Genomic DNA, 14846 nt, shown 5'->3' with positions numbered 1-14846 from the left:
TCCCCTTCGTTCGCGGCAGCTCGTCGAAGAGCGGCCGGCCGTCCTCCTCCCGTACGCCGGTCTCGTACGGGAGGAGGGAGCCCACGCGGCCGCGCACCCGGTTGGCGGGTGACCAGGTGGCTTTTCTAGGCTGACCCGCATGGCCGACGAGTCCCCCCTCATCCGCAGTCTGCGCGCCGCCGTGGCCGCCGCCCCCGGTGACGTACCCCTGCGCCTCCACTTCGCCGAGCTGCTCCTCTCCGAGGGGCGGAACGACGAGGCCGTCGCGGAGGCGGCCGTCGCGCTCCAGCACGCTCCCGGCGACGCGGACGCGCGGGCGCTGATGGTGCGGGCGATGGGGGTGCCCCCGGCGGCACCGGTCGCCGAAGAACCCGTGAAGCCCGAGCCCGCGCCCTCCTTCGACTGGGACGCCGCCGAGCAGCAGGTGCAGGACCTCGTCGGGCCCCGGTTCCTCGACGACCCGCAGGCCGACGGCGGCGAGGGGACCGCCGGGGACGCCGCCGCCTGGGACGTCGACGCCCCCGGTGCCGTACGCCTCGCCGACGTCGGCGGCATGGAGGAGGTCAAGGAGCGCCTGGAGGCCGCCTTCCTCGCGCCCATGCGCAACCCCGAACTGCGCAGGCTGTACGGCAAGTCGCTCCGCGGCGGCCTGCTCCTCTACGGGCCGCCCGGCTGCGGCAAGACCTTCATCGCGCGGGCCGTCGCCGGCGAACTCGGCGCCGACTTCCTCACCGTGTCGCTCTCCGACGTCCTCGACATGTGGATCGGGGCCTCCGAGAAGAACATCCACGACATCTTCGAGACCGCCCGCCGCCAGGCCCCCTGCGTCGTCTTCCTCGACGAGCTGGACGCCCTCGGCGCCAAGCGTTCGCGCACCCACCACAGCGGCCTGCGCAACGTCGTCAACCAGCTCCTCACCGAGCTCGACGGCATCGCGAGCGGCACCGGCAACGAGGGCGTCTTCGTCCTCGCCGCCACCAACGTGCCCTGGGACGTGGACATCGCGCTGCGCCGCCCCGGCCGCCTCGACCGCACCCTGCTCGTGCTGCCGCCGGACGCCGCCGCCCGCGAGTCGATCCTCCGCTACCACCTGCGGGAACGGCCCATCGAGGCCGTCGACCTCGGCAAGCTCGTCAAGGCCACCGAGGACTTCTCCGGCGCGGACCTCGCCCACGTCTGCGAGACGGCCGCCGAGGCCGCGCTCCTCGACTCCGCCCGCAGCGGCTCCGTACGCCTCATCACCACCAAGGACCTCCTCGGCGCGGCCCGGCAGATCAGGCCGTCCACCGAGCCGTGGTTCGCCGCCGCCCGGAACGTCGCCATGTTCGCCAACGAGGGCGGCCTGTACGACGACCTCCTCGCCCACCTCAAGCGGAAGCGCAAGCTGTGACCGCCTCCAGCCCGTCCACCGCGCTCGCCCGCGCCGAGGCGCTCTACGAGACCGGGCGGTACGCACAGGCCGGTGAGCTCGTCGCCCGGCACCTGGCGGGCGAACCGGAGGACGCCGAGGCGCTCGTCCTGCTCGCCCGCTGCCACCACCGGGCCGGCGACCGGGCCGCCGCCCTGGCCGCCGTCGACCAGGCGCTCGGGGCCCATCCCGATCTGCTCGGGGCCTGGCTGATGCGGGTCCACATCCTCCTCGCCGACCGGCGGTTCCAGGAGGCCGAGGCCGCCGCGCGGTACTCCGTGGAACTTGCCCCGAACTTCTGGGGCAGCCACTACGCGCTCGGCACCACCCTCGCCGAGCACGCCGAACACACCGGCACGCCCGCGCGTACCGCCGAGGCGTACGAGATCGCGCGGACCGCCGTCGGCCTCGCCCCCGAGGAGGACGCCGCCCACTTCCTCGTCGGCCTCACCGCCCAGCGGCGCGGCGACCACGCCACCGCACAGCGCGCGTACGAGACGACCCTGCGCCTCAACCCGCAGAGCAGCGAGGCCCACAACAACCTGTCGCTGCTGCGGCTGCGGCGCCGCTGGTTCCGGCGCGGGGCCTGGACCCAGGCCGCCGAGGGCTTCGTCGCCTCCGCCGCGCTCGACCTCCAGGACCGCAAGGCCCGCTACAACCTGGAGGCCATGGCCTGGAACACCGCCGCCGGGGCCCGCTGGGTCGCCCTCCTCGGCTTCGTCGCCTCCGCCACCGCGCGCGTCGCGATCCCCGGCCGGGCGACCTGGGCCGACGCGGCCGTCCCGCTCCTGCTCGGCGCGGCCGTGGTCCTCGGCGCCTGGACCGGATGGGGCGTGTGGATGGCCCGCCGGGTGCCGCCCCGGCTGCGCCGGCCGATGCTCCTCGTGGCACGCAACTGCAGGCCCGTGCTGTTCATGGCCGGGGCCGTCGGGCTCCTCGGCCTCTACTCGCTCGTCTCGCTCGCCCTGTGGTCCCTCGACCCGGGCACGGTGAGCGGATTCGGCACGCCCCTGTTCTGGGGCGTGATCATCACGTACTGGGTGAGCCGCTCGGCGCTCAACCGCCGCACACCGAAGGACTGAGGGTTTTCCACAGGCTTCCCCCTGGCTTCCCCCGGCTGTCGGGGGCGGCGGATAGCATGACCGGGTAGTGATCGTCATCCGACCTAGGAGGTCCGGGACATGGCCGGAGAGCCGCAGAGCGACTGCCTGTTCTGCAAGATCGCGGAAGGGGAGGTGCCGGCGACGATCGTCCGCGAGACGGAGACCACCGTCGCGTTCCGCGACATCAACCCGCAGGCGCCCACGCACGTCCTCGTGATCCCGCGCGTCCACTACCCCGACGCCGCCTCCCTGGCCGCCGCCGCGCCGACCGTCGCCGCCGACATACTGCGCGAGGCGGGCGAGGTCGCCGAGCAGGAGAAGATCGACGGCAGCGGCTTCCGGATCGTGTTCAACACCGGCGCCGGAGCCGGCCAGACCGTCTTCCACGCCCACGCGCACGTGCTGGGCGGCCGCGGCCTCAACTGGCCCCCCGGATAACCCGTGTCCGTACGCGAACTGGTCGTCCTCGGGACCGCGAGCCAGGTCCCGACCCGGCACCGCAACCACAACGGCTACGTGCTGCGCTGGGACGGAAAGGGCATCCTCTTCGATCCCGGCGAGGGCACCCAGCGGCAGATGCTGCGGGCCGGGGTCGCCGCGCACGACCTCGACCGGATCTGCGTCACGCACTTCCACGGCGACCACTCGCTGGGCCTGGCCGGGGTGATCCAGCGGATCAACCTCGACCAGGTCCCGCACCCGGTCACCGCCCACTACCCGGCGAGCGGGCAGCGCTTCTTCGAGCGGCTGCGGTACGCCACGGCCTACCGCGAGACCGTGCAGCTGACCGAGGCCCCGGTGGCCGCCGACGGGCCGCTCGCCGTCACCGAGGACTTCACCCTCGACGCCCGCCGGCTCTCCCACCCCGTCGAGTCCTACGGCTACCGGGTCACCGAGCCCGACGGGCGCCGCATCCTGCCCGAGAAGCTCGCCGCGCACGGCATCAAGGGCCCCGACGTCGGCCGCATCCAGCGCGAGGGCGCCCTCGGCGGCGTCTCGCTCGACGACGTCAGCGAGGTCCGGCGCGGGCAGCGCTTCGCCTTCGTCATGGACACCCGGCTCTGCGACGGGGTGCACGCCCTCGCCGAAGGCGCCGACATGCTCGTCATCGAGTCGACCTTCCTCGACGAGGACGTCCGCCTCGCCACCGACCACGGCCATCTGACGGCCGGCCAGGCCGCCGCCGTCGCCCGCGACGCGGGCGTACGGCACCTCGTCCTGACCCACTTCTCGCAGCGCTACTCCGACCCCGCCGCCTTCGAACGGCAGGCGCGGGCGGCCGGGTTCGACGGCGAGCTGAGCATTGCCCAGGACCTCATGAGGGTCCCCCTACCGAAACGAACGTGAACATGCCCGTACCCAAGGCAGAACTGCACCTCCACATCGAAGGCACCCTCGAACCCGAGCTCGCCTTCGCGCTCGCCGCCCGCAACGGCGTCACCCTGCCGTACGCCGACACCGACGCCCTCCGCGAGGCGTACCGCTTCAGCGACCTCCAGAGCTTCCTGGACCTCTACTACGAGCTGATGGCGGTCCTGCGCACCGCCGAGGACTTCACCGAGCTCGCCGACGCGTATCTGGAGCGGGCCGCCGCGCAGGGCGTCCGGCACGCCGAGATCTTCTTCGACCCGCAGGCGCACACCGCGCGCGGCATCCCGATCGGGGTGGTGATCGAGGGACTCGGCGCGTCCCTCGACCGCGCCGAGGAGCGGTACGGGATCTCCACCCGGCTCATCCTGTGCTTCCTGCGCGACGAGTCGGCCGAATCCGCGCTCGCGACCCTGGAGGCCGCGAAGCCGTACCTCCACCGGATCACCGGCGTCGGCCTCGACTCGGCGGAGGTCGGCCACCCGCCGGCCAAGTTCCGCGAGGTGTACGAGGAGGCCGCCCGGCTCGGCCTCCGCCGCGTCGCCCACGCGGGCGAGGAGGGCCCCGCCGCCTATGTGCGCGAAGCACTGGACGTCCTCGGCGTGGAGCGCATCGACCACGGCCTGCGCTGCATGGAGGACCCGTCGCTGGTCGACCGGCTCGCCCGCGAGCGGGTGCCGCTCACGCTCTGCCCCTTCTCGAACGTCCGGCTCCGCGTCGTCGACACCCTCGCCGAGCATCCGCTCCGCACGATGATGTCGGCGGGGCTGTTGGTGACGGTGAACTCCGACGATCCGGCGTACTTCGGCGGGTACGTGGGGGACAACTTCGACGGGGTCCGGGACGCGCTGGGCCTCACGGAGGACCAGCTCCGGGAACTGGCCCGCAACTCGTTCGAGGCGTCGTTCCTGGAGGACGACGAGGCTCGTCGGGCGCGGTACCTCGCGGAGGTGGAGGCGTACCGCTTCGACGCGGCGGAGTAACGGGTGCGGGTGCCGGGGCGGTGCCGCTGCGCGGGGCCTTCCCCCACCCCGCCCCTTCCCGAAACCGGGGGCAAGCCCCCAGGCCCCCGTACGGCCTTCGGCCGTGTCCTCAAACGCCGGACGGGCTGAATTCAGCCCCGCCGGCGTTTGAGGCGCGGGGTCCGGGGCGGAGCCCCGGTTTCGGGAAGGGGCGGGGTGGGGGAACAGCCCTTTCTACCCCCGGCCCGACGGCCTCGCCAGGCCGAACGCCGACCTCGCCACCCGGCGGCGGCCCGTCGCCACCGCGACCGCCGCGACCTCCTGCTCCGGTGCTCCCATCTGGGGGACCAGGGACGTCCCCGACCCCCGGCCCGCGAGCACCGCCGCCGGTGCCCCGCCTCGGCGGTGGATCGAGCCCGGGACCAGGGGGCGGCCCGAGGCGTGGCGGGCCACTGCCGTCATGGGGGCGGCGACCAGGAGGAGCAGGGTGCACAGGGTCAGGCCCATGCCCGGGTAGCCGGCGTGCTCCGAGAGGAGGCTGCCGGTCACCGGGCCGCAGGCCACGCCCAGGGACGAGGCCGAGCCGACCATGACGGCCCAGCGGCCGCGCGGGTCCAGGGAGGCCGCCAGGCCCAGGAGGTAGGACAGGACCACCGGGTAGACGGCGTTCCATGCGATCTCACCGGTCGCGAAGCCTGCCAGGCTCTCCGCGGTCGAGCTCAGCAGGACGCAGCCCGCGATCGCCACCGTGCCCGCGCCGATCGGGACCGCCCGGCCCAGGCGGGAGCCGAGTGCGCCCGCCGCCGTGACGCCGGCGAGGCCCGCGCCGAGTGCCGCCGCGAAGACCGCGCCCACGGTGACCTCGGAGAGGCCCGCCTGGGTGAGCCCGATGCGGCCGCTCACGCCCCAGAGGGCGTTCTGCGCGAGCGACCAGCACAGGATGCCCCCGGCGAGCACGGCACCCGCCCGTCGGTGGGGGAGGGGGCCTGAGGTCGTCGCCGTCTCCCGTACCGCGTGCGTGGCGTGAGGGAGGCGGGCCGTGAGCGGCCACACCAGGGTCGCCGTGCAGGCGATCGCGAGGAGCGGGGCGGCGTGGCCGCCGCCCAGGTGCGGCAGGGTCAGGTACAGGGCGCCCGCCGTCGCCGAGACGGCCAGCAGGCCGAGGGTCGAGGCGCGGTGCGGGTCCCGTCGGCCGGCGATTCCGGCCACGGCCACCGCCGTCGCCGTGCCCGAGCCGAGGCCGCCGAGGACCGCGCCCGCGACCACCAGCGGTACGGAGGCGGTCGCGGCGGCGGAGCCGTATCCGACGGCCATGGCGAGCAGGCCCGTGCGGGCCGCTCGGCGCGGGCCGATCCGGTGTCCGCGCGCGGCGAACGTGAAGCCGGCGGAGGAGGAGGCGAGGAGCAGGACCGAGCCCATCAGGCCCGCCTGGGACGGCGTGACGCCGAGTCCGGCGGAGAGGCGGCCGACGACGGTCGGCAGGAGGTACGGGGCGAGGTAGCCGGCCGTGAAGAGGGCGACGAGGGCGACGAGGGCCCCCGAGCGGCGGGTCCGCGAGGACATGGGCGTTCCCAGGAACAAGAAAGGGGAGGGGTGGAGCGCCCGGTGGTGTGCGCGGGGGCACGGGGTCGCGAACCATGTGTATCAAGCAGGTGAGTGGCGGGAGAAGGCGGTTTCCGCCGGTTCGATGCGTGATCCGGGTCACTTCTGGTTTGGGGGTGGGGTCGGGGGGTATGCCGCGCTCCTTTTGTGCGTCCCGCCCGTCACCCCACCCCCATCGGGCACACTGATCTGATCCGCACCACGACCGGGGAGCCTGCCGTGACCACAACAAGGGGAGAGCAGCCGCAAAACGACGCCGGGGTCGACCCGTTGGTGTGTCTGCGCGAGCCCACCGACCCCGCCTGTGACGTCTTCCTGACGGGCACCGTCTTCCTGGACATCATCTTCACCGGGCTCGATTCCGCCCCCGTGCGCGGCACCGAGTCCTGGGCCCGCGGCATGGGGTCCAGCCCCGGCGGCGTCGCCAACATGGCCACCGCCCTCGCCCGGCTCGGGCTGCGGACCTCCCTCGCCGCCGCGTTCGGCGACGACCACTACGGCGAGTACTGCTGGGACGCCCTGGAGCAGGGCGAGGGGATCGATCTCTCGCTCTCCCGGACCGTGCCCGGGTGGCACTCGCCCGTCACCGTCTCCATGGCCTACGAGGGCGAGCGCACCATGGTCTCGCACGGCCACGAGGCCCCGCCGCTCGACGGCGCCCTGCCCGCCTACCCGCCGCACGCGCGCGCGGCCGTCGCCTCCCTCGTGCCCGGCCGCTCCGAGGACTGGGTCGCCCAGGCCGCCCGCGGCGGCGCCAAGGTCTTCGCCGACGTGGGCTGGGACGACACCGGCCGCTGGGATCTCGCCGGGCTCACCGACCTCCAGCACTGCGAGGCCTTCCTGCCGAACGCCGCCGAGGCGATGCGCTACACCCGCACCGACTGCCCCCGGGCCGCCGCCCGCGCCCTCGCCGACAAGGTCCGTTACGCCGTGGTCACCCTCGGTTCCGAGGGTGCCTACGCCGTCGACGGCGGCACCGGCGAGACCGCCGAGGTGCCCGCGATCCAGGTCTCCGCGCTCGACCCGACCGGCGCCGGGGACGTCTTCGTCGCCGGTTTCGTCACCGGCACCCTCGCCGACTGGCCGCTCGCCGACCGGCTCGCCTTCGCCGGTCTGACCGCCGCCCTGTCGGTGCAGGAGTTCGGCGGCTCGCTGTCCGCCCCGACCTGGGGCGAGATCGCCGCCTGGTGGCAGCACGTCCAGGGCCACGCCCGGCAGGACCCCGAGGCGCTGCGCAGCCGCTACGCCTTCCTGGAGCGGCTCCTGCCCGCCCCCGCCCGCCCCTGGCCGCTGCGCAGGGCCGTGCCGACGATCGGCTTCCGGGCGGCCCACTCGTAAATCCCTTCGGCCTGTCACCGCCGGGTCGTAGGCTTGGTACCCGAGAGGTTGTCGAGCAGCGAGAACCCTGCAACGGGAGGTATGCGCAGGCCACAGTGCCGGCCCATGACTCAGACACCCACAGCCCACAACGGTGCGCCCCGCGACGAGGCGCCCGGACAGGCCCGCGCCCACTTCACCGTCCCCGCGAAGCACCCCATGGTGACCGTCCTCGGCTCCGGTGACTCCCTGCTCCGCGTGATCGAGCGGTCGTTCCCGGGAACCGACATCCACGTCCGGGGCAACCAGGTCAGCGCGGTCGGCGACGCCGTGGAAGTCGCCCTGATACAGCGCCTGTTCGACGAGATGATGCTGGTGCTCCGCACCGGTCAGCCGATGACGGAGGACGCAGTGGAACGCTCGATCGCCATGCTCCGGGAGGAGACCGGGGAGGCGGTCGTCGAGACGCCCTCCGAGGTGCTCACGCAGAACATCCTCTCCAGCCGCGGCCGGACCATCCGCCCCAAGACGCTCAACCAGAAGCGGTACGTCGACGCGATCGACAAGCACACGATCGTCTTCGGCATCGGCCCCGCCGGTACCGGCAAGACCTATCTCGCCATGGCGAAGGCGGTCCAGGCCCTGCAGTCCAAGCAGGTCAACCGGATCATCCTGACCCGGCCCGCCGTCGAGGCGGGCGAGCGGCTCGGCTTCCTGCCCGGCACGCTCTACGAGAAGATCGACCCGTACCTGCGGCCGCTGTACGACGCCCTGCACGACATGCTCGACCCCGACTCGATCCCCAAGCTCATGGCGAGCGGGACGATCGAGGTCGCGCCCCTGGCGTACATGCGCGGACGCACGCTGAACGACGCGTTCATCATCCTCGACGAGGCGCAGAACACGAACCCCGAGCAGATGAAGATGTTCCTCACCCGCCTCGGCTTCGACTCGAAGATCGTCATCACCGGTGACGTCACCCAGGTCGACCTGCCGGGCGGGACGAAGAGCGGTCTGCGGCAGGTCCGCGACATCCTCGACGGTGTCCAGGACGTGCACTTCTCGATGCTCACGTCGCAGGATGTCGTCCGGCACAAGCTCGTCGGCCGTATCGTCGACGCGTACGAGCAGTACGACATCCGCAACGGGAAGTAGCACACAAGCACCATGTCGATCGACGTCAACAACGAGTCCGGTACCGAGGTCGACGAGCAGGCGATCCTCGACATCGCCCGCTACGCGCTCGCGCGCATGCGCATCCACCCGCTCTCCGAGCTCTCGGTGATCGTCGTGGACGCGGAGGCGATGGAGCAGCTCCACATCCAGTGGATGGACCTGCCCGGACCCACGGACGTCATGTCCTTCCCGATGGACGAGCTGCGCCCGCCGTCGAAGGACGACGAGGAGCCCCCGCAGGGCCTCCTCGGCGACATCGTGCTCTGCCCCGAGGTCGCCACCCAGCAGGGCAAGGACGCGCCGACGCAGCACTCCATGGACGAGGAGCTCCAGCTCCTCACCGTCCACGGGGTGCTGCACCTGCTCGGGTACGACCACGAGGAGCCGGACGAGAAGGCCGAGATGTTCGGGCTCCAGGCGGCGATCGTCGACGGCTGGCGCGCGGAGAAGGGCCTCACCGGCCCGTCCCCGGCTCCGACCGTCTCCTGACCCGATGAACGTTTCGCTGATCCTCGGCGCCGTCGCGCTGGTCATCGTCGCCTGGCTCGCCGCCTGCGCCGAGGCGGGTCTCGCCCGCGTCTCCAGCTTCCGCGCCGCCGAGGCCGTACGGTCCGGGCGGCGCGGGGCCGGGAAACTGGCCCAGGTCGCCTCCGACCCGACCCGCTACCTCAACGTGGCGCTGCTCGTCCGCGTCGCCTGCGAGATGGCGGCGAGCGTCCTCGTCACGTACGCCTTCCTCGAATCCTTCCCGGAGACCTGGCAGGCGCTGCTCGCCGCGATCGTCGTGATGGTCCTCGTCTCGTACGTGGCCGTCGGCGTCTCGCCGCGCACCATCGGCCGCCAGCACCCGCTGAACACGGCGACCGCCGCCGCGTACGTGCTGCTGCCGCTGGCCCGGATCATGGGCCCGATCCCGCAGCTGCTCATCCTCATCGGCAACGCGCTGACCCCGGGCAAGGGCTTCCGCAAGGGCCCCTTCGCCTCCGAGGCCGAGCTGCGGGCCATGGTCGACCTCGCCGAGCAGGAGTCGCTCATCGAGGACGAGGAGCGCCGCATGGTGCACTCCGTCTTCGAGCTGGGCGACACCCTCGTCCGCGAGGTGATGGTGCCCCGAACCGATCTCATCTGCATCGAGCGGTACAAGACGATCCGTCAGGCCCTCACCCTCGCGCTGCGCTCCGGGTTCTCCCGGATCCCGGTCACCGGGGAGAACGAGGACGACATCGTCGGCATCGTCTACCTGAAGGACCTGGTCCGCAGGACCCACATCAACCGGGACTCCGAGGCCGACCTGGTGTCCACCGCGATGCGGCCCGCCGCCTTCGTGCCCGACACCAAGAACGCCGGTGACCTGCTGCGCGAGATGCAGCAGGAGCGCAACCACGTCGCCGTCGTCATCGACGAGTACGGCGGCACGGCCGGCATCGTCACCATCGAGGACATCCTGGAGGAGATCGTCGGCGAGATCACCGACGAGTACGACCGGGAGCTGCCGCCCGTCGAGGAGCTCGGCGAGGACCGCTACCGGATCACCGCCCGCCTCGACATCGGAGACCTCGGCGAGCTGTACGGCTTCGGCCCCGACGAGTACGACGACGAGGACGTGGAGACCGTCGGCGGTCTGCTCGCCAAGGCCCTCGGCCGCGTCCCGATCTCGGGCGCCAAGGCGGTCGTCGAGCTGCCGGACGGGCGCTCGCTGCGGCTGACGGCCGAGTCGCCGGCCGGCCGCCGGAACAAGATCGTCACCGTGCTCGTGGAACCGCTGGAACCGGAGGAGAAGCCGGAATGACCCCCGACGAGCTGCGCGCCTTCTGCCTGGACTTCAACGACGCCTCGGAGGAGTTCCCGTTCGGTCCGGACACCTCCGTCTTCAAGGTCGCCGGGAAGATGTTCGCGCTCTCGTGGCTCGACGGCCGGCCGCTGCGGGTCAACCTCAAGTGCGATCCGGACGAGGCGGTACGGCTCCGCGCGGAGCACCCCGCCATCGCCCCCGGGTACCACATGAACAAGCGGCACTGGAACACCGTGACCGTCGGAGAGCTCCCGGACCGGATGGTCCGGGAGCTCGTCGAGGACTCGTACGACCTCGTCGTCGCCGGTCTGCCGAAGGCGGTACGGCTCCGCCTCGACCGCCCGTAGGGGGGCCTCAGGACCGGCGCCGCAGGCCGAGGGCGATCAGGGCCGCCGCGCCGACCACGATCGCCGCGTCGAGGGCGATGACCGTGCGGACCCCGGCGAAGAGGTCGGAGCCGGTGGTGGCGAGGACACCGAGCAGCGGGATGCCGACGGTCAGACCGACCTGCTGGGTGGTGGTGACCAGACCGGTCGCCAGCCCCTGCTCCTCGTCGCGTACGCCGGAGGTGACGGTCACGCCGTACGAGATGATCGCGCCGAGGTGCAGCATCGACGCCACCGAAACGGCCACGGTCGCCAGGACCGCGCCGGACTCCCGGCCGATGCCGAGCAGCGCGGCGGTCAGCAGGCCCTGGCCGAGCAGCGAGACCACCAGGGTGCGCTGGGCGCCGAACCGGCCGATCACCTTCGGGGTGAACATGCCGGCGAGGACCGAGACCGCGCCCTGGACGCCGAAGACGATGCCGGAGGCGAAGGCCGAGAGGCCGAGGGTCTCCTGCAGGTACAGGGTCAGCACGAAGACGATCGTCGACATCATCGAGAAGGTGACCAGACCGCCCAGGTTGCCGAAGGCGACGGTACGGCGGCGCAGCACCGGCAGCGAGACCAGCGGGGCCGGGTGCCGGGACTCGATCACGCCGAAGGCCACGAGCAGCAGCACGCCCAGGGCGAGGGCGACGGGGACGTCCACGCCGCCGAAACCGCGCTCCGCGGCCGTCGTCAGGGCGTAGATCAGGGACAGCAGACCGCCGGTGACGGTCAGCGCGCCGGGCACGTCCAGGCGGGGCCGCTCGGGGGTGCGGGACTCGGGCAGCAGGCCCGGGGCGAGCGGCAGCACGATCAGGGTGAAGACGGCGAGCAGGCCCATCGTGGAGCGCCAGCCGAGGGTGTCGGTCATGACGCCGCCGAGCACCATGCCGATGGTGAAGCCGAGCGACATCAGGGTGCCGGAGATGCCCAGCGCCCTCGCCCGCAGCGGACCCTCGGGGAAGGCGGTGGTGAGCAGCGCCATGCCGGTCGGCACGATCGCCGCCGCGCCGAGGCCCTGGAGGGCGCGGCCGGCGAGGAAGGCGCCCGGGCTCCAGGCGAGGGTGGCGAGCAGGGAGGCCGCGCCGAAGAGCACGAGACCGGAGAGGAAGAGCTTCTTGCGGCCGAAGAGGTCGCCGATCCGGCCGAAGAGCAGCAGGAAGCCGCCGGACGGCAGGGCGAAGGCGGTGACCGCCCACTGGAGGCCGGACGGGTCGAAGCGGAGGTCGGCGCCGAGGACGGGCAGGGCGACGTTCAGGACGGAGAAGTCGAGCGCCACCATGAACTGGGCGGCGCACAGGACGAAGAGGACGAGCCGGTCGCGGCCGGTGAGGGCCGGGGGAGCGGCCGGGGTGGTGGAGGAGGAGGTGGGGGACTCGGGCGGGGAGGTCGTCGTTGCCATGTCCCCACCTTCGGGGGACGGGAACAAAGGCGGGGAGCGGGTACTTATCCTGTTGGTCGCACCACCAGGCACCACCAGGCACCACCGGCATCCACCATGCGTCCAGGGGGAGGAAGCACACGTGGCCACCGCTCTCGAGAGCGCCAGCGCGAAGCAGCACCGACTCGGCGAACTGCGCGAGTTCCTGATGAGCCGTCGGGCCCGGGTCAGCCCGGCCGAGGCGGGACTCCCGGACGGCGGCGCCCGCCGCCGCACCCCGGGCCTGCGCCGCGAGGAGGTCGCCGTCCTCGCGGGCGTCGGGGTCTCCTGGTACCAGTGGCTGGAGCAGGGCCGGGACATCACCGTCTCCCCGCAGGTCCTCGACTCGGTGGCGCGGGTGCTGCGGCTGAGCCCGGCCGAGCGCCGCCACTTGTACGTCCTGGCGGCGCTGAACCCGCCGGCGCTCGAACCGGCCCCGGAGGACCGGGACATGTGCCACGGGCTTCGGCGGCTCATCGACGCGTGGATGCCGTTCCCCGCGCACATCATGGACCAGTACTGGAACACCGTGATGTGGAACGAGGCGGCGGCGATCGTGCTCGGGATGCGCCAGGAGATCGTGCAGAACTGCCTGATCGCCTTCTTCACGGACCCCCTGTACCGCTCGCGGTCGACGCGCTGGGAGGAGCTCGCGCCGAAGGTCGTCGCCCAGTTCCGCTCGGCCTGCTCGGAGTGCCCGGACGACGAGGGCTTCCAGGCGGTGGTCGAGTCGGCCAAGGAGGCGAGCCCGGAGTTCGCGGAGCTGTGGGAGCGGCGGGACATCCTGCCGGGCGGCCAGAACCGCAAGGAGATGGAGCACCCGCTGGTCGGGACGCTGGTCGTCGAGGCCACCCAGCTCCGGGTCCCGGCCCGCCCGGACCTGGTCATCGTGATGCACACCCCGATGCCGGAGGCGAACACGGCCGAGAAGCTGGAGTGGCTGGTGTCGCCGGAGGGGCGCCGCGGGGCGATGTACCCGGTCGCGGGCTGACCCCGGGCGGTCGCGGGCTGACCCCGGGCGGTGGCGGGCTGACCCTGGGCGGTCGCGGGCTGAGACCGGAGCCGATCACGGGCTGAGACCAGGACCGGGTGCCCGTGGGCTCCGACCTATGCTCGGGGCATGACACTCAGCAGCGAGCACGGCGACCTCGGCGCCGAGGACCTCAAGATCATCACCCTGGCGCGGAGCGCCCGCGCCCGTAACGACGTGCCCGAGGGCGCGGCCGTACGCGACGAGACGGGCCGCACCTATGTGGCGGGCACCGTGGAGCTGGAGTCGCTCAAGCTGAGCGCGCTGCGCACCGCGGTCGCGATGGCCGTGGCCAGCGGCGCCCGGTCCCTGGAGGCGGCGGCCGTCGTGTCGACCGCCGATGCCGCCTCGGACGAGGACCGCGCGGCGGTACGGGACCTGGGCGGGCCGGACACCCCGGTGCTGCTCGCGGGTCCGGACGGGAAGCTGCGGGTGGCCGTCACCGCGGGCTGAGCCGAGGGGCGGGATCAGGGCGGCGGGGCCCGGCGACGCGCCGGGCCCCGCCGCCCTTGTGTGTTTGTGAAGGATCACCGCATCTTCTCTTGCCTTCCCCGGCCGTCTGCGCGTCAATGACAGCGGTTCGTCCGACGGACCGTCAGTTCTCCCGTCATTCACGCAGTGTCCGCACCCCTGCGTTCGGTATCGAAAGGGGTTCGAACTCGCCATGAGAAGCAGAAGCACCTTAGGGACCGTCGCGGTACTCACCGGGGCGCTCGCCGCCGCCGGACTCGCCTTCGCCCCGACGGCCGGTGCCGTGTCGCCGGGCTCGGCCACGGCGACGTACGACTGCGGCACGTGGGGCAGCGGCACCGCCAACCTCACGGCCACGCAGAGCGGCACCGCCGCGACCATCACCCTCACGTCGGCCATCACGACCCCGGTCGGGGTCGGCGCCGACACGATCAGCTCCACCCTGACGATGGCCAAGGCCGGCGGCGGCACCCGGGTCTTCACCGGGAAGAAGAACCCGGCACTCGCCGCCGGGCAGTCCGTCAAGATCGGCCCGCTCAGCGGGACCGTGGCCTCGGGCGACAGCCTCAACTCGTACTTCGCGGGGGTCGCCCTCAAGATGGTGATCTTCGGGGTCACGGTGAACTGTGACGCGGTGACCTCGCAGTCGCCGGGTCCGTTCATCTTCAGCTGAGCCCGTACCAACCGGACCGGTGTCGCCCTGGGTGACACCGGTCTCTGTCGTGCTCGTGCGGCCGTGACCTGCGGAAACGCCATCGATCTCGCGATCTTGACAGTATCTGATGGGTCATCAGTCGGTGTATTTCGATTCCATTGACTTCTCTCCGCC

General features: G+C 72.6%; 15 protein-coding genes. 13 read left to right on the top strand and 2 right to left on the bottom strand.

All coding sequences use genetic code 11. From position 1 onward, the window contains the following. Positions 1 to 139 precede the first annotated feature (139 nt). From SVTN_RS12610 to SVTN_RS12590, 5 genes are all read left to right on the top strand, one after another. On the top strand, positions 140 to 1390 hold the full coding sequence (locus tag SVTN_RS12610) for an ATP-binding protein (RefSeq protein WP_041129181.1): 1251 nt from the start codon (positions 140 to 142) through the stop codon (positions 1388 to 1390). Then, positions 1387 to 2490, top strand: a complete 1104-nt coding sequence (locus SVTN_RS12605; protein WP_041129180.1) for a tetratricopeptide repeat protein — start codon at positions 1387 to 1389, stop codon at positions 2488 to 2490. The genes SVTN_RS12610 and SVTN_RS12605 overlap by 4 nt, the downstream gene beginning before the upstream one ends. Positions 2491 to 2589: 99 nt before the next feature. Continuing rightward, on the top strand, positions 2590 to 2949 hold the full coding sequence (locus tag SVTN_RS12600; RefSeq protein ID WP_041129179.1) for a histidine triad nucleotide-binding protein: 360 nt from the start codon (positions 2590 to 2592) through the stop codon (positions 2947 to 2949). A 3-nt stretch (positions 2950 to 2952) separates the two neighbouring features. Next, on the top strand, positions 2953 to 3858 hold the full coding sequence (locus SVTN_RS12595) for a ribonuclease Z (RefSeq protein ID WP_041129178.1): 906 nt from the start codon (positions 2953 to 2955) through the stop codon (positions 3856 to 3858). Positions 3859 to 3860: 2 nt separating this feature from the next. Continuing rightward, entirely contained in the window at positions 3861 to 4862 is a 1002-nt protein-coding gene (locus tag SVTN_RS12590) for an adenosine deaminase (protein ID WP_041129177.1), read from the top strand. Between the two features lie 213 nt (positions 4863 to 5075). Here the strand turns inward: SVTN_RS12590 and SVTN_RS12585 are convergent, their stop codons facing one another. Continuing rightward, positions 5076 to 6404 (bottom strand): MFS transporter, encoded by a 1329-nt coding sequence (locus SVTN_RS12585; RefSeq protein WP_041129176.1) that lies wholly within the window; start codon positions 6402 to 6404, stop codon positions 5076 to 5078. Positions 6405 to 6662: 258 nt separating this feature from the next. Between SVTN_RS12585 and SVTN_RS12580 the strand changes: the two genes are divergently transcribed. From SVTN_RS12580 to SVTN_RS12560, 5 genes are all read left to right on the top strand, one after another. Beyond that, a complete protein-coding gene (locus tag SVTN_RS12580; protein WP_052499083.1) occupies positions 6663 to 7781 on the top strand; it encodes a carbohydrate kinase family protein in 1119 nt (372 codons plus the stop codon). 105 nt (positions 7782 to 7886) lie between these two features. Next, positions 7887 to 8915, top strand: coding sequence for a PhoH family protein (locus SVTN_RS12575; RefSeq protein ID WP_041129174.1), 1029 nt, complete (start codon positions 7887 to 7889; stop codon positions 8913 to 8915). 12 nt (positions 8916 to 8927) lie between these two features. Beyond that, on the top strand, positions 8928 to 9425 hold the full coding sequence (gene ybeY / locus SVTN_RS12570) for an rRNA maturation RNase YbeY (protein ID WP_041129173.1): 498 nt from the start codon (positions 8928 to 8930) through the stop codon (positions 9423 to 9425). A 4-nt stretch (positions 9426 to 9429) separates the two neighbouring features. Further along, complete coding sequence (locus tag SVTN_RS12565; protein WP_041129172.1) at positions 9430 to 10725, top strand: hemolysin family protein; 1296 nt, start codon at positions 9430 to 9432, stop codon at positions 10723 to 10725. After that, a complete protein-coding gene (locus tag SVTN_RS12560) occupies positions 10722 to 11075 on the top strand; it encodes an MmcQ/YjbR family DNA-binding protein (RefSeq protein ID WP_041129171.1) in 354 nt (117 codons plus the stop codon). Before SVTN_RS12565 ends, SVTN_RS12560 begins: the two co-directional genes overlap by 4 nt. 7 nt (positions 11076 to 11082) lie before the next feature. Here SVTN_RS12560 and SVTN_RS12555 read toward each other — a convergent pair whose 3' ends face one another. Then, entirely contained in the window at positions 11083 to 12498 is a 1416-nt protein-coding gene (locus tag SVTN_RS12555) for an MFS transporter (RefSeq protein WP_041129170.1), read from the bottom strand. A 187-nt stretch (positions 12499 to 12685) separates the two neighbouring features. Between SVTN_RS12555 and SVTN_RS12550 the strand changes: the two genes are divergently transcribed. The 3 genes from SVTN_RS12550 to SVTN_RS12540 all read left to right on the top strand — a co-directional run bounded on the left by SVTN_RS12550 (position 12686) and on the right by SVTN_RS12540 (position 14690). Further along, on the top strand, positions 12686 to 13507 hold the full coding sequence (locus SVTN_RS12550; protein WP_425429047.1) for a helix-turn-helix transcriptional regulator: 822 nt from the start codon (positions 12686 to 12688) through the stop codon (positions 13505 to 13507). A 129-nt stretch (positions 13508 to 13636) separates the two neighbouring features. After that, complete coding sequence (locus SVTN_RS12545; RefSeq protein WP_041129168.1) at positions 13637 to 13999, top strand: cytidine deaminase; 363 nt, start codon at positions 13637 to 13639, stop codon at positions 13997 to 13999. A gap of 211 nt (positions 14000 to 14210) precedes the next feature. After that, positions 14211 to 14690 carry a hypothetical protein gene (locus tag SVTN_RS12540; RefSeq protein ID WP_041129167.1) on the top strand — a complete coding sequence of 160 codons (480 nt, stop codon included), beginning with the start codon at positions 14211 to 14213 and terminating at the stop codon, positions 14688 to 14690. Positions 14691 to 14846 lie beyond the last annotated feature (156 nt).

This window comes from Streptomyces vietnamensis (assembly GCF_000830005.1).
In the GTDB taxonomy this organism is placed as follows: domain Bacteria; phylum Actinomycetota; class Actinomycetes; order Streptomycetales; family Streptomycetaceae; genus Streptomyces; species Streptomyces vietnamensis.
The sequence above is the reverse complement of the archived record's forward strand: the minus strand, read 5'-3'. Positions and strand labels throughout refer to the sequence as shown.